Origin of the sequence: Streptomyces sp. NPDC101225, from assembly GCF_044767585.1 — a bacterium.
Taxonomy (GTDB): Bacteria; Actinomycetota; Actinomycetes; order Streptomycetales; family Streptomycetaceae; genus Streptomyces.
Genome location: NZ_JBIWOE010000005.1, coordinates 276,028 through 294,094 on the forward strand (window position 1 = coordinate 276,028; position 18,067 = coordinate 294,094).

Here is an 18,067-nt window from a genome sequence, read left to right on the forward strand (position 1 = left end):
CACCGAAGACCTCAGCGGGATGCAGCCGCTGGTCGCCCGGCTCGCCCGGGGCGGCCGGCGGTTGCGGCAGTCCGACCGGAACCGCCCGTGGGTGCTGGACAGCGCGGTCGTGGCCGTGGTCTTCCTGATGTTCTGCCTGCCCGACCTGCTGCACGACGGGGCCGGCGACGGCGACGCCCCACGCCACTTCCGGCTCGCCGTCACCCAGCTGCCCGTCGCGGGCATGCTCGTCCTGCAGGCGGGACTCGTCCTGCCGCTGCTGTGGCGGCGGCGCAGGCCCCTGGCGGCCTTCGCCGTCATCGCCGCGGTGTTCGTCCTGCAGTGGTCCCTGGGCGCGGCGCTGCGCGCGGACGTCGCGCTCTTCGTCGCCCTGTACAGCCTGACCCTGCACGGGCGGCTGCGGCAGCTGCCGTGGGCGTGCGCCACCACCGCGGGCGCCATGGTGCTGGTCGCCGTACGGGTGTCCCCGGCCGTATCCGTATGGGACGCGCTGTTCTTCCTGCTGAGCACCACGACCGCGGCCGTCGCGCTCGGCCTGATGGTCCGCGTCCGCCGGGCCCAGCTCGCCGGACTGCGCGAGCGGGCCGCCCGGCTGGAGATCGAACGCGACCAGCGCAGCCGGCTGGCCGCGGCCACCGAACGGACCCGTGTCGCCCGCGAGATGCACGACATCGTCGGCCACAACCTCTCCGTCATCATCACGCTCGCCGACGCGGGCGCCTGCGCCACCGGCACCGCACCCGAACGCGGCAAGGAAGCCCTCCAGCTCATCGGTGACACCGGCCGCCAGGCCCTCGGCGAGCTGCGGCGCGTGCTCGGCGTGCTGCGCGAGCCCGCGGACACCGCTCCGGGCGGGCCCGAACTCAGCCCGCAGCCCGGCCTCGGCGACATCGACGCCCTGTGCGCCACCGTGCGCGCGGCCGGCCGGGACGTCGTCTACCGCACCTCCGGCGACATGGACGCCCTCGACAGCGGGGTGCAGCTGGCGGCGTACCGCATCGTCCAGGAAGCTCTCACCAACACCCTCAAGCACGCCGGCCCGGACGCCCGGGTGCGGCTGGCGATCGTGGAGGCGGACTCCCGGCTGACCATCCGGGTCCGGGACACCGGCCCGAACCGGCGGCCCGGGCCGCACGAGGAGGGGCAGGGCCTGGTGGGCATGCGGGAGCGGGCGGCGCTCTACGGCGGGACCGTCGGCGCGGGACCGGCCGGCGGCGGGGGATGGAGCGTCGAGGCCGTTCTCGACCTGACCCCCCGAGGCGGTGTCCGGTGACCACCGTGCTCGTCGTCGACGACCAGCCGCTGCAGCGCTACGGTTTCCGCCTGCTGCTGGAGTCCCTGCCCGAGACCGACGTCGTCGGCGAGGCCGCCCACGGTGCCGAGGCCGTCCGCATGGCCGCCGAACTGCGCCCCGACGTCGTCCTGATGGACGTCCGCATGCCGGGCATGGACGGCATCGAGGCCACTCGCCGCATCGTCGCCGCGGGCGGGCGTTCACGCGTCCTCGTGCTGACCACCTTCGACCTCGACGAGTACGTGCACGCCGCCCTGCGCGCGGGTGCGAGCGGCTTCCTGCTCAAGGACGCCCGCCCCGAGGAACTCCTCGCCGGCATCCGGGCCGTGGCCGGCGGGGACGCGGTCATCGCGCCCGCCCTGACCCGGCGCCTCCTGGACGAGTTCGCGCGCTACGTTCCCGCCCACCGCGCGGACTCCGGCCAGGACCCGGGGCTCGGTTCCCTCACCGACCGCGAGCGCGAGATCCTCGTCGCCATCGGCCGGGGCTGGACCAACGGTGAGATCGCCACCCGCTTCGTCCTGTCCGAGTCCACCGTCAAGACGCACGTCGGCCGCGTCCTCGCCAAGATCGGCGCCCGCGACCGCGTCCAGGCGGTGATCTTCGCCTACGACCACGGTCTCGCCCGGCCGTGCACCTGAGCGGCTATCCGGCGGCCTCGATACGCGCGTTGCTGATCGTCATCGGCGTTCCGGTGACCGCGATCAGGTACATGCGCCGGCGCCCGTGGGGCAGGAAGTGGTGGCCGCCGGCCGGGCGCACGACGTACACCGCGCTGCTGTGCGGGGCGAGGGTGGCGGGTCCGCTGGTGATCGTCCACCAGTTGGAGGCGCCCTGTCCGACGCGGCTGGCGAAGTGCGGGGCGAGGGCGGTGCCGGTGGTGTTGACCGCGCGTACCGTCACGGCGGTCACGGTCGAGTGCGTCCGGCCGCCGATCCGGGGGGTGAGCGTCATGCGCAGCGGGGGCGGGCTGGCGGCCGCGACGGTGGCGCACAGCAGGGCCGGGACGAGGAGGGCCGCGGCGACGGCGGCCTTGGCGCGCCGGCCGGAGAGGTGGGGCAGCCGGGGCTGCCAGGCGTGGGCCAGCCAGGAGGCCGGGACGGTCGCCGCGGCCGCCAGCCACAGCGGGGTCATCATCAGGAAGTAGCCGTCCTGGGAGCGGGTGGCCAGGTAGAACGACAGCCAGGGCAGGACGGTGATGGCCGTGCCCAGGCGCCGGGCGAACAGCACGGTCGCGGCGAGCAGACCCGCCAGGAGCAGCATGCTGGCGTAGGAGTAGTAGTCCAGGCGGCTGCTGCCGGCGGTGAAGTAGTAGGAGATGCCCATCAGGCCCTGGCCGTGCAGGATCGCCTTCTGGGTGATCGGCAGCAGCAGTCCGTGCAGCCAGGCGGAGAAGCCCTGGGCGGCGAAGTAGGCGTTGACGCCCGCCCAGGTCAGGGCGGCGACGCCGGCGAACCGGGCCACCACGGCCGACGCGGGCCGGGCCCCGAGTTCGGAGCGCCGCACCGCGTGGAGGCCGATCAGCAGGAACGGCGCGAAGAACCAGGCGAGTTGCTGGGCCGCGCAGGCGGCGCCCAGACACACGCCCCGCAGCACCCCGCGGTGTCCCAGCCGCCCGCCCGCGCCGGTGGCCGGCCAGCGGACCACCACCGGGACGAGGAGGGCCAGCGCGAGGATGGCCGGGTATCCGGAGCGGGCGTAGCCCGGCAGGATGCCGAAGCCGAGGCACACGGCGGTGGCCGCCGACCGCCAGGGGGACGGCAGGAGCAGCCACAGCGTGACCGCGCCGGCGATCAGCGTGCCGGTGGTGACGAGGGTGGCGGCCGCGGGCGAGTGCAGCACGGCGTGGACCGGCGCGGCGATCAGGGCGGTCAGCGGCGGATATCCGTAGGTGAGATCCGCCCCGCCCGACATGGTCTTGGTGACGCCGGACGTCGCGGTGCCGAACAGCCACGGCCAGGCCTGGCCGTAGACCGGCCGGCCGTGCCAGATCTCGTTCGCCGCCTGCGCGGTCAGCACTCCCTCGTCGGTGCCGCCGTGGGTCAGCCAGTATCCGCAGAGCACCAGCGCGATCGCGAGGACCAGGACGCCGGCGTCCACCCGGACCAGGGCCCGCCGGCTGCGCACCGCGAGGGCGAGCACCCCGCACACGAGGATCCCGGCGTAGCAGACGGAGATGACCGCGCCGGCGGGCGGGTGGTCGAGGATCGCCCGCGTCCAGGCGGAGCGGGTGCCGATGAACAGGCTGATGGTGGCGAGCAAGGTCATGCCCCGGTGCCACTGCCGGGGCGCCTCGCCGGCGGCAGCCGAGGGCGGGGCGGCGGCGGACGAGGGCGCGTCGCGCTGCCGCACGTCGGTCTCGACGGTGTGCGTCCTCATGTCCGCCCTCTCCACACATGGCTACTACAGCATGTAGAGGTAAGCGGGGCGCGCCCGGTTCACCCGGTGGAGGTGAGAGCGCCGCAAGAAAGTGGTCAGGGGTTCGCCGGGTGCCGCTCCGGTCCGGCAGTCGTACAGGTCACCTGCGCAGGCAAACTGGACAGTTAAAGCTGATGGTTCTACGGTGGGGACCGTGAGCGCACACGCCGAGCCGTCGCCCTCCGCCGTCCGCGCCTCGCAGGACGTGCGGTCCGTCGTCGGGCGCCTGCGCCGCCGTATCCGCGCGGCCGCGGACACCGGGGACATCAGCCTCACCCAGGCGTCGGTGCTGGCCCGCCTGACGGACACCGAGGGGCTCACGGTCAGCGATCTCGCCGCCGTCGAAGGCATGCGGCACCAGTCGATGGCGAGCACGGTCGCCGCCCTGGACGGCCTGGGACTGGTCGAACGCCACCGGGACCCCGGCGACGGCAGACGCATGCTCATCGCGCTCACCGCCGACGGCCGCCGGCGGGCCGAGGAGGGCCGCGCGGCCCGCGGCGAATGGCTCGCCGACCAGCTGCAGCGCAAGTGCACCGAGGAGGAGCGGCAGAGCGTGATCGCCGCCATGGCCGTACTCAAGCGGCTCATCCATGACTGACCCGGCCACCGCGACACGCGGGGACACCGGAAAGGCGGGCTTCGACCGCCGGCTCCTACCCCCGATGATCCTGGGCTCGGTCCTCAACCCGATCAACTCCACCGTCATCGCGGTCGCCCTCGTGCCCATCGGCGCCGGGTTCGGAGCGCCGCCCTCGCAGACCGCCTGGCTGGTCTCGGCCCTCTACCTGGCCACCGCCCTCGGGCAGCCGATCGTCGGCCGCCTGATCGACGTCCTCGGGCCGCGCCGCCTCTTCCTCTTCAGCACCGCCCTCGTCGGCGTCGCCGGAGTCGTCGGCACCCTCGCCCCCGGCCTCGGCGTCCTGATCGCGGCCCGGGTCCTGCTCGGCTTCGGCACCTGCGCCGGCTACCCCGCCGCCATGGCCCTGCTGCGCAGCGAGGCCGCACGCACCGGGCGCGACAGCCCCGCCGGCGTGCTGACCGCGCTGGCGGTCGCCAACCAGACCATCGCCGTGGTCGGCCCCCTGCTCGGCGGCCTGCTGATCGGCGCGGGCGGCTGGCGCGCCACCTTCGCCCTCAACATCCCCCTCGCCGCCGTCGCGGTCACCCTCGGCGCGCTGCGCCTGCCCGGGCAGCCGGGCACCGGCGCGGCCGTCCGGGGCCGCCTGGCCGCGCAGATCGACCTGCCGGGCATGGCCCTGTTCGCCGCCGTGCTCTTCTCACTCCTGCTGTTCCTGATGAACCCGCACGCCGGCACCTGGTACCTCCCGGTGATCACCGCCGCCGCCGGAACGGGCTTCGCCGTACGGGAGCTGCGCGCCGAAACCCCCTTCATCGACCTGCGGGTCCTGGGCGGCAACCCACCCCTGCTGGCCACCTACGGACGCGCACTCGTGGCGTACGTCGTCTCCTACGCCTTCCTCTACGGCTTCACCCAGTGGACCGAGGAGAGCTACGGGCTCACGCCCTTCCGTGCCGGGCTGGTCCAGATACCGATGTTCCTGGTGGGCATCGCCGTCTCCGTCACCGTCGGCCGGAGCAACGGAGTCCTCGGCAAGCTCCTGCTCGGCGGCGCCGGCCAGATCGCCGCCTGCGTCCTGATGCTCACCCTCACCGAGGACAGCGCCGTGTGGACGCTGCTCCTGCTGGCCGTGATCTTCGGCGTGCCGCAGGGCGCCAACAGCCTGGCGCTGCAGAACTCCGTGTACTTCCAGTCCGACCCCGAGCGCACCGCCTCCTCGGCCGGCCTGCTGCGGACGTTCGCCTACCTGGGCTCGATGGTCGCCTCGTCCGCCACCGCCGCCTCCTTCGGGCAGCGCGCCGGCACCTCCGGCATGCACCACCTCGCCTGGATCATGCTCGGCGCGGGCGTCCTCTACCTCCTCCTCACCGTCGTCGACCGAAGCCTGCGGCGCCTGCCGGCCGACGCGGGCGACCGCACGTCCTGACCGCGCCACGCGGACACGGCCTCCGGGTGCCGTGGCGGAGTGCCGAGACCGCGGAGTGCCGGACGGCGGCCGGAGCCGGACCGCGGCCGGCACCGGATGATCGTCTGCGCCCCGCACCCCTCGTACCCTGTCCTCGTGCCCACCTCCCGCCTGCAACGCGTCGCCGTCCTGGTGCTGGAGGGCGCGAAGCCGCTCGACGTCGGGATTCCCGCGCAGGTGTTCACGACCCGCCGGAGCATGCCGTACGAGGTGCGGGTGTGCGGCGCGGCGCCCGGCCTGGTCACCGGCGGTGACGGGCTGGCCTACCACGTCGCCGACGGTCTCGACGCCCTCGCCTGGGCGGACATCGTGTTCGTGCCCGGCTACCGGTTCCCGGACCGTGAGGACCCGCCGCGGACCGTCGTCGACGCGCTGATCGCCGCCCACGACCGGGGCGCGCGGCTCGCCGCGATCTCCACGGGAGCCTTCGCGCTCGCCGCGACGGGCCTGCTCGACGGCAGGCGCGCCACGACGCACTGGCACTACACCCGCGCCCTCGCCCGCAAGCACCCGCGTGTCCAGGTCGACGAGAACGTCCTCTTCGTCGACGAGGGCAGCGTCCTGACGTCGGCCGGCGCCGCGTCGGGCATCGACCTGTGCCTGCACATCCTGCGCGCCGACCTCGGAGTGGCCGCCTCCAACCACGCGGCCCGGCGCCTGGTCGCCGCCCCCTACCGCAGCGGCGGCCAGGCGCAGTACGTGCCGCGCAGCGTGCCCGAGCCGCTCGGGGAGCGGTTCGCCGCCACCCGCGAGTGGGCGCTGCACCGCCTCGACGAACCCCTCGGCCTGGAGACACTCGCCCAGCACGCGGCCGTCTCACCGCGCACTTTCTCGCGGCGCTTCGTCGAGGACACCGGATACACCCCGATGCAGTGGGTCATGCGGGCGCGCGTGGACCGGGCCCGCGAGCTGCTGGAGCGCTCCGGGCGCAGCGTCGAGCAGATCGCCAACGACGTCGGGCTCGGCACGGGCGCCAACCTGCGCATGCACTTCCAGCGCATCCTCGGCACGACACCCAGCGAGTACCGGCGCACCTTCACCCGCGGCGAGTAGCCCGCCCGGCGGCGGCTTGGCGCGATCCTTGCGAACCATGGCGCTCACGCCACGGCCAGGACCGGACCCGCCGCGCGAGGCTGGTGACGTACCGAATGACAGGGACACCAAGGGACAGTCATGACTCGCATCGCCATCAACGGATTCGGCCGCATCGGACGCAATGTGCTGCGTGCCCTGCTCGAGCGCGACAGCGACCTGGAGGTCGTCGCCGTCAACGACCTCACCGAGCCCGCCACCCTCGCCCGCCTCCTCGCCTACGACTCCACGGCCGGCCGCCTCGGCCGCCCGGTGAGCGTCGACGGCGACACGCTCGTCGTCGACGGCCGCCGCATCAAGGTGCTCGCCGAGCGCGACCCGGCGCAGCTGCCCTGGGCCGAACTGGGCGTCGACATCGCGCTGGAGTCCACCGGCCGCTTCACCTCGGCCAAGGCCGCCCGCGCCCACCTCGACGCGGGTGCCCGCAAGGTCCTCGTCAGCGCGCCGTCGGACGGCGCCGACGTGACCCTCGCCTACGGCGTCAACACCGACGCCTACGACGCGGAGCTGCACACGGTCGTCTCCAACGCCTCGTGCACGACCAACGCGCTCGCCCCGCTCGCCTCCGTCCTCGACGACCTCGCGGGCATCGAGCACGGGTTCATGACCACCGTGCACGCCTACACGCAGGAGCAGAACCTGCAGGACGGCCCGCACCGCGACGCCCGCCGCGCCCGCGCCGCCGGCGTCAACATCGTGCCGACCACGACCGGCGCCGCCAAGGCGATCGGCCTCGTCCTGCCGGGCCTCGACGGCAAGCTGTCCGGCGACTCGATCCGCGTACCGGTCCCGGTCGGCTCCATCGTCGAGCTCAACACGACCGTCGCCCGCGACGTGACCCGCGACGAGATCCTGGCGGCCTACCGCGCCGCGGCCGAGGGCCCGCTGGCCGGCGTCCTCGAGTACTCGGAGGACCCCCTGGTCTCCTCCGACATCACCGGCAACCCGGCCTCGTCCATCTTCGACTCGGCCCTCACCCGCGTCGACGGCCGCCACGTCAAGGTGGTCGCCTGGTACGACAACGAGTGGGGCTTCTCCCACCGCGTCATCGACACGCTGGAACTGCTCGCCGCGCGCTGACCCGCAGCCACCGCGCGACGGCCGCCGCGACGGCGAGCCCGGCCCCGCACACCGTGTGAGGCCGCCGGCTCGCCGTCGCGACGTGCGTCAGGGCTTGCGGGCCACTCCGCAGAACTGCGTCACGTCGACGATCTCGCCGATCTCCGGCTGCTCGGCACGCCAGCGCGAGCAGGACACCACACCCGGCTCGAGCAGCTCCAACCCCTGGAAGAAGCGCAGCAGTTGCTCACGGCTGCGGAGCTTCATCGGGGCCGAGCCCTGTTCGTTCCAGCTGGCGACCGCCGCGGTCATGGCCTCGGTGTGCACCTCGGCGGTGGGATGGGCGAGGGCCAGATAGCTGCCGGACGGCAGGGCGGCGACGAGGCGGTCGACGATCTCGTACGACTCCTCGTCGTCGTTCACGAACTGCATGATGCCCAGCAGCATGAGCGCGACCGGCCGGTCGAAGTCCAGTGTGCGGGCGGCGCCTTCGAGGATCGTGCCGGGGTGGTGGACGTCCCCGTCGATGTAGTCCGTGACGCCCTCGGGGCTGCTGGTGAGCAGCGCCTGGGCGTGGACCAGGACCAGGGGATCGTTGTCCACGTAGACGATCCGCGCGTCGGGTGCCAGCCGCTGGGCGACCTCGTGGGTGTTGTCCGCCGTGGGCAGGCCGGTGCCCAGGTCGAGGAACTGGCGGATGCCCGCGTCGTCGACCAGGTGACGCACCGCCCGGCCGAGGAACGCCCGGTCGGCACGCGCGGCGTCGACGATCTCCGGGAAGTACTCCAGGACTTGATCGCCCATGGCGCGGTCGGGGGCGTAGTTGTCCTTGCCGCCCAGCCAGTAGTTCCACACCCGTGCCGAATGCGGGGTGTTGAGATCCAGCCGCGCCAGCACCGCCTCACGATCGTCGGCCGACTCCTCAGGCATGACACGCTCCTTGCTCGCCGCTGGTGGCAAGCGACAACGTAGCGGGCGGTGTCGGTTCGGGCCACCGATTCCCGGATCTTGGCGGCCCCTTGCCCGCCCGTCCGCCGGCCGATCGGTCGCCTTCCCCGGGCAGTCCCGTCACCCGGCTGCACATGCGGCACACGGATGCACGCGGACTCGCGTGGTGTGCCGCGGGTACGGCTCGCCGGGGTGCGCCGGAGACCGTCACCGCCGAGTCCGCCGCGAGCCCGGCGGTGCCACCTCGCTCGACGGTGAACTCGAAGTCCCGACGGGTCCTGGCACCGGGCGCCATCGGCAGCTGGATCCGGCCGGCGGCGAGCATCCGTCGTACCTCGGTCCGGCTGACGCCGAGACCGAGTGTGAGAAGCCGTTCGACGCGGACCGGCGCGGGCAGTTCGAAGCCGACCGTCACCATGAGCGGTGCCGGGGCGTCGGGTTCGTGGAGAGGCGCGTCGGTCAGAAGGTGCCACGTGCCGGTCCAGTCGAGGCGGTACGCGTTCTTCGCGGCCAACGCCGCACTCATCGCCCATTGCCCCACCGCGGTGGGGTCGTTGGACTCGTAGGCCGTCAGGCGGGCGGGCTCCAGCGAGGACACGTGGGTGCGTTCATGGACCGGCACCTTCGAAGTGCGGTCGCACAGAACGCAGTTCAGGAGCAGCCAGACATCGAGGCGCTTGCCGTTCGCGTTGACGCGGAACTTGCCGGAGGGGCGGTGACGCGTGCCGCCGCAGTCCAGACAGGGTTTCACGACGGTGGGCAGGGCGGACTGACGCACGGCCCAGCGGGCCTTGCGGGCGGTATTCATGGATGCGGTTGATTTCCGGGCTCGGCAGAAGCTCACGCGGCCCAGGCCGCGGCTCCTGGGATCTGACGGGTGCACACGAGGACGCGGGTGCCGCCCCGGGGCCGGGTCGTCAGGCTCCGAGGCGATCGCGCGACAGGTCGACTGCGGGTACGTGGCAGCGGTTACAGATCCATGCGGGCGATCCTGATCGAAGCCGGGCCCCGCAGGCAACTCGTTTTCCTTGGCATAGTTGACCCGCCACTTCGGGCCGGGGAGAGACGGGGCAGATGGACGCGCAACACGAGCGGTTCCGCATCGAGTTCGCCGGCGGCACGGCCGCCTCGGTGGCGAATCGGCGCTCGTTCCGCGACCACGAGCGCAACGACATAGAGGCGGAACTGCCCGGCTGGCCCCCCGGACGGCCCTTCGCGGTCCGAGGGTTCTTCGGCCGACTGGGCCGGCACACGAGAACCGTCGTCGGCGGCCCGCTGATGCTGCCTCTCCACATCATCGCCGCCCTCTTCAACAGCCCGTCGTCGCCCGACAGGCGCGGAAGGCTGGAGGAACGCGAGAACGAGGTAGACGACTTCCCCGTGATGTGGGCGGCCCGGGGCGAGACGGCTCGCACCCTGCCCTGGCAGCTCGATCCCTCCCGGCGGCCCTGGCGGACCGTCACCGAGCTCGAACTCGCCGACTCCGACGGGTGCGTACGCATCACGTCCTACGAGGACACGGCGCGCGGCAACCGCTTCTTCGGATGGGGCGGCGGCGGCAGGGTACCGGGGTCCGAGGCCGTCCTCTGGGAGGTGCCGCGGCACGACGTGGCCGGTGCGGAGGTCAAGCCGTTCAGCATGAACGAGTCCGACGTCAAGATCCGCTTCCGCGACGGGTCATGGGCCCGGCTGACGACCACCGGATCGTCGGCCGCCCGGAAGGTCGTGGGGCTGCTCGACCGGAGCTGAGGGCCCGCGAGAGCGTGCGGGCGATGGACGCGGGTGCCGCGCCGCTGCGTCTGGAAGGCGCGGCGGCACGGCTCCCGGCAGACCGCTCCGGCGGGAGCGGCCTGCCGGTCGCGGCGGCGCAGAGCCCAAGGCAGACCAGCCCGGCGCCGCCGCCTTCCGCCCTCTAGGTCGCGGAGGTACGGCGGTTTCCGCCCCGACGGTCGGTGCCGCGCCCGCCCGCCTTGCCGGTACCGCTCGCGCTCCCGCCGGCAGCCGGCCGCCGCCCGGACCCGCGACCGGCCTTGCCGGTGGCGCCACCGGTCGCGGCGTCGCCCGCGGCCTGGCGGTCGGCGCCGCGACCGCCCCCTCCGGCCCCCGCCCGGCGTCCAGCACCACGCTGACCGGGAGCGGAGTCACCCCCGCCCCCCGCCACACCGGCAGCGGCGCGACGTCCCGCTCCGCGGCGGTCACCATCGGCCGCGGTGCGCCGCCCCGAGCCGCGGCTCTCGCCACCGGCGACAGCGCTCTGCCCCGATCCACGGCTCTCGGCACGGGCCGCGGTGCGCCGCCCCGACCCGCGGTCCTCAGCACCGGCAGCGGCGCGTCGTCCCGCTCCGCGGCTGTCCGCGTCGGCCGTGGTGCGCCGTTCCGGTCTGCGGCTCTCGCCGCCCGCGACGGCGCTCTGACCCGATCCGCGGCCGTCGGCGCCGGCGCCGGTGGTCCGGCCCGCTCCCCGGACCTCCGTGCCGGCGGCGGCCCGTCGGCCCGACGCGCGGCCCTCCGTACCGGCGGCGGCACTCGTCATCGACCCGGCCGCACCGCTTCGGCGGCGGCCGGACCGCCTGCTCGCCCTCGTCCCGGTCTTCCGGTCCGGGCGGGACGCCTTCGGTGCCGGAGGCGGCTCGGGGAGTTCGATGGTGACGGCCACACCGGACGGCTCGCGGGCGCCGGTGATGGTGGCCAGTTCGGCGTCGCTCGATCTGATGCGTGCCGTCCGGGGGCGGATGTTCGCGTCCGACATGAGCCGGGTGACGTCCCGCTTCTGCTCGGGCAGGACGAGCGTGACGACGCTCCCGGAGCCGCCGGCCCGGGCCGTACGGCCGCCACGGTGGACGTAGTCCTTGTGGTCGGTGGGGGGATCGACGTTCACGACGAGGTCGAGGTCGTCGATGTGTATGCCCCGCGCCGCCACGTTCGTCGCCACCAAGGCGGTGACCTGGCCGTTCTTGAACTGTTCCAGCGTGCGGTTGCGCTGCGGCTGGGAGCGGCCGCCGTGCAGTGCCGCGGCACGGACGCCGACGGCCAGCAGCCGCTTGGCGAGCCGGTCGGCGGACCTCTTGGTGTCGAGGAAGAGGATGACCCGGCCGTCACGGGCCGCGATGCGCGTGGTGACGGCCTTCTTGTCGGTCTCGTCCTGCACATGGAGGACGTGGTGCTCCATGGTGGTCACGGCCCCCGCGGACGGGTCCACCGAATGCACCACGGGGTCGTTGAGGAACTGCTTCACCAGACGGTCGATGTTGCGGTCCAGGGTGGCCGAGAAGAGCATCCGCTGTCCGTCGGGCCGTACCAGCCGCATCAGCTTGGTGATCTGCGGCAGGAAGCCGATGTCGGTCATCTGGTCGGCTTCGTCCAGCACCGTGATGCCGACCTGGTCCAGCACGCAGTCACCGCGTTCCACCAGGTCGTTGAGCCTGCCGGGGCTGGCCACGACCACCTCCGCGCCGCGCCGGAGCGCACCGGCCTGCTTGGTGATGGAGAGCCCGCCGACGACGGTGGCCAGCCGCAGGTTCACGGCCGTCGCATACGGGGTCAGCGCGTCCGTCACCTGCTGGGCCAGTTCCCGGGTGGGCACCAGCACGAGGGCCAGGGGCGCCTTGGGCTCCGCCCGCAGCCCGGCCGTACGGGCCAGAAGCGCCAGCCCGAACGCGAGCGTCTTGCCGGATCCGGTGCGTCCGCGCCCCAGCAGGTCACGTCCGGCCAGTGAATTCGGCAGGGTGGCGGCCTGAATGGGGAAGGGGGTCGTCACGCCTTGTGCGGTGAGGGTCTTCAGCAGCCCCGCGGGCATGTCCATACCGGCGAAGTCCTCGACGGCGGGAAGTGCGGGGGTCATGCTTTCGGGCAGCCGGAATTCCCGCGGCGACTGCGCGGACGGTGCGGGGGACGAGGCGCGCCGATTCGGCTTCTGGGACCTGCGGGACATTCGGTTGTCTGCCTTCCTGGAAACAGCACAAACCGGGGTCCGCACCATGAAGGTGCGGACCCCGGTGAGCGGATACGCGTCCTGCGATCAGGCGGGGACGATGTTCTCCGCCTGCGGGCCCTTCTGGCCCTGCGTGACGTCGAACGAGACCCGCTGACCGTCCTGGAGCTCACGGAAGCCCTGGGTCGCGATGTTCGAGTAGTGGGCGAAGACGTCCGGACCGCCGCCGTCCTGCTCGATGAAGCCGAAACCCTTTTCAGAGTTGAACCACTTCACGGTGCCCTGTGCCATGACTTTCTCCTTCTGTAGGCAATGGCCCCATCCGGAGATGCCGGAAAACAAATTATGCGCCTGAAGGAGAAACATTCCCGTCAGGCGCACATAGGTTCATGGGTACCACAACTGCAACTCGGAAACCGTAGCACAACATGGCGGCCGGCGGATGATCGGCGAGGCGTGTCGGGGCTCCCGCTCGAACCGCTCGAACCACCTGAACCGCTCGAACGACCCGAACCGCTCGAACTGCCTGAACGGCTCTCGCGCGACCCGGACCGTCAGAAGAACCGCGCCTCCGGGTAGCGGCCCGAGGGCCCGTCCAGCAGCCCGTGATCGTCCCGGCCGCGCAGCCAGCGGTCGAAGAAGGCGGCGATGTACCCCCGTTCGGCACCGATGGCGTGGCTCGGCGCGATCGTGCCGATGTTCTTCACGACGGTCTTGCGAGGCAGCCCCAGCCGGCGGGCGATCTGCGGGATCAGGGCCACGGCGTCCGTGTACGTGGCGTGTTCCGCCCCGCGCAGGCTCAGGCCCCGGTGCCGGCCGTGGCTGTGCCGCCACACGGCCTTCCAGGAGGGTACGGTCCGCAGGTCGTTGCCGTCCTTGCCGATCAGCAGGAAGGGGCGGTCGACGCCGTCGGCGGCCACGGTGGAGAGGTGGCCGGGGGTGCTGTCCTCCTGCTGGTGCGCGAGCAGGCCGTCCAGGTCCGCCGCGGCGGCGATGCGCGGATCGTCGTGCATCGCCTGCAGGGCGGTGAAGCCGCCCGCCGACTGGCCGAACATGCCGAGGTGACCGAAGTCCAGCATGCCGCGCAAGGTCCGGGGCAGGGCGCTCGGCAGGGCGTCGAGCACGAAGCGGGTGTCGGCCACCCGTACGCCGATCGTCTTCTTGAGCAGCGCCCTGATGCGCTTCTCGTCGGGGGATGCCTCGGCGTACGCGGCGGGCAGCACGGAGTCCTCGACGCGGCCGCCGGGAAACTCGACGGCCGACGCGTCGTAGGTGTGGTCCACGCTCACCACGACGTAGCCACGCGAGGCGAGGTCGTCGCAGAGGGTCGTGCCCAGGGTGCGGGGGTCGCCGGCGCCCGGTGAGTGGAGGACGACCGGGAACGGGCCGCTGCCGCGCTCGACCGGGGCTCCTTCGTGCGCATGGGTGCGGGTGGCCGCCCAGTCGACCTTGTCGGCGGGCACGTCGGAGAAGCTGTTCAGCGCGGCGAATCCGGCGGCCGCGCCGGGCAGCATCTGGGGCGCGCGCCGGTGTCCGGCGACGGTCCGGGCCGGGTAGCGGACGTCGATCATGAGCTCCCGGTACGGCTGCGAGGTGACCCAGGGATCGGAACGGGTGCCGTCGACCAGGTGCAGCGAGACCGTCCCCACCGGGTGCGGACCACTCGGCCCGGGCAGGGTCAGCCGCACCAGCCCGTTCTCGCGCGACGCGCGGGTCGCGGGAGACGCGGAGGACGCCGGTGGCCTGGACGCGGCACGTGCCGGGAGTGCGGACGCGGCGAAGGCGGCGGTGGCCGACATCAGAACGGAACGGCGAGTCTGCATGACTGGTCCCCTTGGTCGATACGAGCGCAGCTGGTCGATGTGAGTGCAGCCGGCTGACACGAGCGCAGCCGCCGGTCGGTGGGCGGTTGCCGGTACGTGCGTGGTGATCACGCCGCGTGGAGCGATCACGTACAGCGTTCCGGCTCGGCGTGATCGTCACCATCCGGTGGGCCCGCCACCGGGGCTGGGGGTTTTCCTCCATCCCCGGGTGGAGACGTGTCCATCGACCCGTGGGTGGTGGTGATCGGCCGACCGCGCGGAGCACCCTTGAGGCATGAGTTCACTGCACTCGGCACTCGTCGTCCTGATCGGCGTCTGCTTCGTGGTCTTCGCCGTGGCCTGGCTCACGGGCGCCGTGTACTTCGGCGTGAAGAGCCGGCACGGTCTGCCGGGCTGGACGCGCGGACTGCGTCGCGAGCTGCCACGCCGGATACCGCTGGTCGCGGGCGCCTGGATCTTCGCCGCCCTGATCAGACACGTGCAGGACTTCTGGCACCACTTGCAGTACTGGCAGCCCGAAATCGCCCTTCTGGGCGGCTTGCTGGCCGTCGTGTCCACCGCTCTGCTGCTGTGGGCCCGCTGGGTCCTGGGCACGATGTGGGCCAGCGTGCCGATGGTCCAGGAGCACCACGAGCTGCGTACGGACGGCCCCTACGGGCTGGTCCGGCACCCGATATACACCGGCCTCCTCGGCCTGCTCGTCGGCGCCATGCTGGCCTGCGGGTTCGGCGTCTGGACGGCGTGCGTGGCGGTCGCCGTGCCGTGGCTGCTGCGCCGGGTGCGGAAGGAGGACGAGCTGATGGCCCATCAGTTCGGCGCCGCCTACGACGCCTACCGCGCCGACGTCCCGGCGCTCCTGCCACGGCTGCGCCCCGCTCCGACCGGCACCCGCCGTGTCGGCGGCGAGCAGCACTAGAGAGCGGGGCGGGCGACTCCGGTCAGGACCGGGCGGAGCAGGCGTTGCCCGGACCGGTCAGAAGGGGCGGAACTGGGGGCCGTAGTTGCCGGGCGCGTCGGGGATCGAGCGCTCCATCAGCTCCACGGCAGGGCGCTCCAGGCCGCGCATCGTGTGGATGGCCGTGCGCAGGGTGCGGTGGCCACCGCCGGCCCAGGCCATCTCCAGGTTCTGCAGGACGGCGTGGTAGGTGGCGTCGAAACCGTCCAGGAGCCGACGTACCTCGCCCCGCGCGTCGGACCAGCCGCCGACCGGGACCGGGGCCATGGGGCGCGTGTCGGGGAAGGGCACGGGCGCGCCGGTGAACTCCCAGTCGCCGTCGCTCTCGCGCAGCCGACGGCCGTGGTAGATCTCGCCGAAGGCGTAGTAGTGCGCGGGGTAGTCGTCGTCGAAGGCCGTGGCGGGTGAGCTGGTGGTGCCCTCGCCCTGCTCCTTGATGATCTCGATGGCGCGCATGACGTCGTCCGGGGTCCGCACCGGTTCCAGCACGTCGGAGCCGATGCGCGCGGACAGTTGTCCTCGTCCCTGGAGGTCCGGTGCCACCCTGCGGAAGGCCCGCAGGATGTCGTCGTAGAAGGTCCCGACGCTGGGTTCGGCCGCGATGCTGCGGGCGAGCGGTCGGTCGGGGGCCTCGATGGCCATCATGACGTCGTGCACGAGGGACCGGGTCAGGCCCGACAGGTACACGGTGACTCCGGGCCGTACGCCGCCGGGCAGCGGGCCGGGGTAGGTGGACGCCGCTGCCTTGATCCGCGGCCGTCCGCCCACGGACACCAGGAGGTTGCAGACCACGCCGAGGTGGAACATCTCGTCGCCGACGATGCGCCGGATCAGCCGGGCCGCCTCGCTGCCGCGGTCCTTGATGGACCACCAGCCGCACAAGTAGGGAGGAATCGTGGCGAGTTCGAGGGCGACCGCGACCTGGAGGGCGTTGCGCAGCCAGCTCATTCCGCGGCCGTCCTCGGGTACGGCCAGCAGACGTGCCACGGAGTGGTGGCCGGGTGCGGCGGTCGCCGTGTTCGCCGGCCGTGCCGCGGCCTGTGCGGGGCCGGTGGCCGCGACCGGAGCGCCGGCCGCGAGGGCGGCCGTGGCGAGGAAACTCCTGCGCTTGAAGGGGGCAACTGCCGGGCTGTCCGAATCTTCTGTCGTACCAGTCAATTTCGCCTCAGCTCATAGCAATGGCCCCGTCTCCGTACGAGATGGACGGGACCCTCCGACAGCTCTGGAAGCTAGCAGCCGACACCGCGCTTCCCGGGCGCACGCTGCCCGGGCGACGCGTCCACCACCCTGACAGTCCAACGGGTCACGGCCCGGCCGCGGAGCACGCCTCCGGGGCCCGGACGAGGCCCCGGCGGCGCGGTCGGGCTCACACCGGGACCGGCATGAGCGCGCAGCGCACCGGTTCGGCGTGCGCGGGGTCCAGGGCGTTGAGCACCAGCCGGTTGATGTTCGGGTCGTACACGCCGCCCACGTGGCCCGTGAGGTCCAGCGGGCACTTGTCCTGCAGCAGGATGTTGTGGACGGTCGCGCCGGGGCCGGCCTTGAGGAACTGGTTGGTGTAGGGGGTCACCACCAGATCGGTGCGGGTGACGAGGGTGGTGTACGTGACGCCGGGCTCGGTGTCGCCGTTGGCGTAGAGCCGCTGGAGCACCGGGGAGCCGGTCGTCTGGTCCCTGACGGCGGGGCTGTCCAGGCCGAGCGGTTTGCCGGCCCGGCCCGCCACGTCCAGTGCCGTGTCCAGCAGGTCGGCCAGTCCGGATGCGTTGGTGCCGTGATTGCTGGGGTTGATGCCGACGAGCTGACGCACCTTCGCGGCGCCGCCGTTGAAGCGCAGATACCACTCGGGCGTCAGACCGCCGCCCTGGGAGTGGCCCACGAGGTCGACCTTCGAGGCGCCGGTGGCGGCCAGCACCTTGTCGACGTAGGAGGCCAGTTGCCTCGCCGAGACCGGCACATGGGCAGTCGCCTTCATCAGGGCGTGGGGCCTGCTCTCGCCGTAGTTGAGGGCGAAGACGCAGTAGCCGGCGTTCTTGAGCACCGGGGCGAGCCCGCTCCAACTGTCGTAGGCGTTGGCGAAGGTGCCGTGGACCAGCACCACCGGATAGGGATGGGCGGCCGAGGGCTTGCAGCCGAAGTCGTTGGATCCGGCCGGGGAGCGGTCGGGGTCCGGCAGCGAGGCCATCGCGGCGAGGCCGGTGCTGAGCGCCCCCAGGTAGCCGAAGGGGTTGGCGGACGCGGTGGCGGGGGCCCAGGCGGCGGCAGGGTGGGGTCTGGGCGGGGCGGCCGCGGCGGCGGGGACCGCGGCGGTCAGGCAGACCACGGCGGCCAGGGCGGTTCCTGCGGCCTTGAGGATGCGGCGCATGAAGGTGCGCACCTCCCGGTGACGGGGTGTGGGAGGGTGGGGGGGGGGGGGGGCCCCCGGGGCCGCCCCCCCCCCCCCCCCCCCGCCCCCCCGCCCCCCCGGGCGCCCCGCTGGGCCCCCGCGCGACGACCCCGGGG

The 18,067-nt window shown here is 73.0% G+C and carries 16 protein-coding genes; 8 read left to right on the forward strand and 8 right to left on the reverse strand.

All coding sequences use genetic code 11. The features are described 5' to 3' along the window. Positions 1-19: 19 nt before the first annotated feature. Both ACIRPX_RS09995 and ACIRPX_RS10000 read left to right on the forward strand, forming a co-directional pair. Positions 20-1,273: a sensor histidine kinase gene (locus ACIRPX_RS09995; RefSeq protein ID WP_404191230.1), complete on the forward strand. Its 1,254-nt coding sequence runs from the start codon at positions 20-22 to the stop codon at positions 1,271-1,273. Further along, positions 1,270-1,935, forward strand: a complete 666-nt coding sequence (locus tag ACIRPX_RS10000; RefSeq protein ID WP_404190902.1) for a response regulator — start codon at positions 1,270-1,272, stop codon at positions 1,933-1,935. Before ACIRPX_RS09995 ends, ACIRPX_RS10000 begins: the two co-directional genes overlap by 4 nt. A gap of 4 nt (positions 1,936-1,939) precedes the next feature. On the opposite strand, the gene ACIRPX_RS10005 is transcribed toward ACIRPX_RS10000, so the two are convergent. Next, positions 1,940-3,673 carry a hypothetical protein gene (locus ACIRPX_RS10005; protein ID WP_404190905.1) on the reverse strand — a complete coding sequence of 578 codons (1,734 nt, stop codon included), beginning with the start codon at positions 3,671-3,673 and terminating at the stop codon, positions 1,940-1,942. A gap of 193 nt (positions 3,674-3,866) precedes the next feature. On the opposite strand from ACIRPX_RS10005, the gene ACIRPX_RS10010 reads away from it, so the two are divergent. The 4 genes from ACIRPX_RS10010 to gap all read left to right on the forward strand — a co-directional run bounded on the left by ACIRPX_RS10010 (position 3,867) and on the right by gap (position 7,932). Further along, positions 3,867-4,313 carry a MarR family winged helix-turn-helix transcriptional regulator gene (locus tag ACIRPX_RS10010; protein ID WP_404190908.1) on the forward strand — a complete coding sequence of 149 codons (447 nt, stop codon included), beginning with the start codon at positions 3,867-3,869 and terminating at the stop codon, positions 4,311-4,313. Continuing rightward, the gene (locus tag ACIRPX_RS10015; RefSeq protein ID WP_404190911.1) at positions 4,306-5,721 is read left to right on the forward strand and encodes an MFS transporter; all 1,416 of its coding nucleotides are present in this window, start codon (positions 4,306-4,308) and stop codon (positions 5,719-5,721) included. The genes ACIRPX_RS10010 and ACIRPX_RS10015 overlap by 8 nt, the downstream gene beginning before the upstream one ends. A gap of 135 nt (positions 5,722-5,856) precedes the next feature. Further along, positions 5,857-6,813, forward strand: a complete 957-nt coding sequence (locus tag ACIRPX_RS10020; RefSeq protein ID WP_404190913.1) for a GlxA family transcriptional regulator — start codon at positions 5,857-5,859, stop codon at positions 6,811-6,813. Positions 6,814-6,933: 120 nt separating this feature from the next. Beyond that, positions 6,934-7,932, forward strand: a complete 999-nt coding sequence (gene gap, locus ACIRPX_RS10025) for a type I glyceraldehyde-3-phosphate dehydrogenase (protein ID WP_404190916.1) — start codon at positions 6,934-6,936, stop codon at positions 7,930-7,932. Positions 7,933-8,019: 87 nt separating this feature from the next. Here the strand turns inward: gap and ACIRPX_RS10030 are convergent, their stop codons facing one another. Together ACIRPX_RS10030 and ACIRPX_RS10035 are read right to left on the reverse strand one after the other, a co-directional pair. Continuing rightward, the gene (locus ACIRPX_RS10030) at positions 8,020-8,841 is read right to left on the reverse strand and encodes an SAM-dependent methyltransferase (protein ID WP_404190919.1); all 822 of its coding nucleotides are present in this window, start codon (positions 8,839-8,841) and stop codon (positions 8,020-8,022) included. Beyond that, the gene (locus ACIRPX_RS10035) at positions 8,834-9,667 is read right to left on the reverse strand and encodes a DUF1062 domain-containing protein (RefSeq protein WP_404190921.1); all 834 of its coding nucleotides are present in this window, start codon (positions 9,665-9,667) and stop codon (positions 8,834-8,836) included. The genes ACIRPX_RS10030 and ACIRPX_RS10035 overlap by 8 nt, the downstream gene beginning before the upstream one ends. Before the next feature lie 266 nt (positions 9,668-9,933). Here ACIRPX_RS10035 and ACIRPX_RS10040 point away from each other — a divergent pair, with 266 nt between their 5' ends. After that, positions 9,934-10,608, forward strand: a complete 675-nt coding sequence (locus ACIRPX_RS10040) for a hypothetical protein (RefSeq protein WP_404190923.1) — start codon at positions 9,934-9,936, stop codon at positions 10,606-10,608. Between the two features lie 163 nt (positions 10,609-10,771). Here ACIRPX_RS10040 and ACIRPX_RS10045 read toward each other — a convergent pair whose 3' ends face one another. The 3 genes from ACIRPX_RS10045 to ACIRPX_RS10055 form a co-directional block, all read right to left on the reverse strand. Then, on the reverse strand, positions 10,772-12,790 hold the full coding sequence (locus tag ACIRPX_RS10045) for a DEAD/DEAH box helicase (protein ID WP_404190926.1): 2,019 nt from the start codon (positions 12,788-12,790) through the stop codon (positions 10,772-10,774). Positions 12,791-12,877: 87 nt separating this feature from the next. After that, positions 12,878-13,081 carry a cold-shock protein gene (locus ACIRPX_RS10050; RefSeq protein WP_384266744.1) on the reverse strand — a complete coding sequence of 68 codons (204 nt, stop codon included), beginning with the start codon at positions 13,079-13,081 and terminating at the stop codon, positions 12,878-12,880. Positions 13,082-13,344: 263 nt separating this feature from the next. Then, positions 13,345-14,613, reverse strand: coding sequence for an alpha/beta hydrolase family protein (locus ACIRPX_RS10055; protein WP_404190929.1), 1,269 nt, complete (start codon positions 14,611-14,613; stop codon positions 13,345-13,347). 274 nt (positions 14,614-14,887) lie between these two features. Here ACIRPX_RS10055 and ACIRPX_RS10060 point away from each other — a divergent pair, with 274 nt between their 5' ends. Beyond that, complete coding sequence (locus ACIRPX_RS10060; protein WP_404190932.1) at positions 14,888-15,529, forward strand: methyltransferase family protein; 642 nt, start codon at positions 14,888-14,890, stop codon at positions 15,527-15,529. A 57-nt stretch (positions 15,530-15,586) separates the two neighbouring features. Here the strand turns inward: ACIRPX_RS10060 and ACIRPX_RS10065 are convergent, their stop codons facing one another. Then, complete coding sequence (locus ACIRPX_RS10065) at positions 15,587-16,726, reverse strand: ferritin-like protein (protein WP_404190935.1); 1,140 nt, start codon at positions 16,724-16,726, stop codon at positions 15,587-15,589. Between the two features lie 208 nt (positions 16,727-16,934). Further along, positions 16,935-17,930, reverse strand: coding sequence for an esterase/lipase family protein (locus ACIRPX_RS10070; protein ID WP_404190938.1), 996 nt, complete (start codon positions 17,928-17,930; stop codon positions 16,935-16,937). Positions 17,931-18,067: the final 137 nt, after the last annotated feature.

What these genes read in the sequence shown, in the direction of transcription:
- ACIRPX_RS10030 (WP_404190919.1), bottom strand. Translation starts at nt 8,841, where the DNA reads ATGCCTGAGGAGTCGGCCGACGATCGTGAGGCGGTGCTGGCGCGGCTG.
- gap (WP_404190916.1), top strand. Translation starts at nt 6,934, where the DNA reads ATGACTCGCATCGCCATCAACGGATTCGGCCGCATCGGACGCAATGTG.
- ACIRPX_RS10055 (WP_404190929.1), bottom strand. Translation starts at nt 14,613, where the DNA reads ATGCAGACTCGCCGTTCCGTTCTGATGTCGGCCACCGCCGCCTTCGCC.
- ACIRPX_RS09995 (WP_404191230.1), top strand. Translation starts at nt 20, where the DNA reads ATGCAGCCGCTGGTCGCCCGGCTCGCCCGGGGCGGCCGGCGGTTGCGG.
- ACIRPX_RS10035 (WP_404190921.1), bottom strand. Translation starts at nt 9,667, where the DNA reads ATGAATACCGCCCGCAAGGCCCGCTGGGCCGTGCGTCAGTCCGCCCTG.
- ACIRPX_RS10045 (WP_404190926.1), bottom strand. Translation starts at nt 12,790, where the DNA reads ATGTCCCGCAGGTCCCAGAAGCCGAATCGGCGCGCCTCGTCCCCCGCA.
- ACIRPX_RS10070 (WP_404190938.1), bottom strand. Translation starts at nt 17,930, where the DNA reads ATGCGCCGCATCCTCAAGGCCGCAGGAACCGCCCTGGCCGCCGTGGTC.
- ACIRPX_RS10005 (WP_404190905.1), bottom strand. Translation starts at nt 3,673, where the DNA reads ATGAGGACGCACACCGTCGAGACCGACGTGCGGCAGCGCGACGCGCCC.
- ACIRPX_RS10050 (WP_384266744.1), bottom strand. Translation starts at nt 13,081, where the DNA reads ATGGCACAGGGCACCGTGAAGTGGTTCAACTCTGAAAAGGGTTTCGGC.
- ACIRPX_RS10060 (WP_404190932.1), top strand. Translation starts at nt 14,888, where the DNA reads ATGAGTTCACTGCACTCGGCACTCGTCGTCCTGATCGGCGTCTGCTTC.
- ACIRPX_RS10040 (WP_404190923.1), top strand. Translation starts at nt 9,934, where the DNA reads ATGGACGCGCAACACGAGCGGTTCCGCATCGAGTTCGCCGGCGGCACG.
- ACIRPX_RS10015 (WP_404190911.1), top strand. Translation starts at nt 4,306, where the DNA reads ATGACTGACCCGGCCACCGCGACACGCGGGGACACCGGAAAGGCGGGC.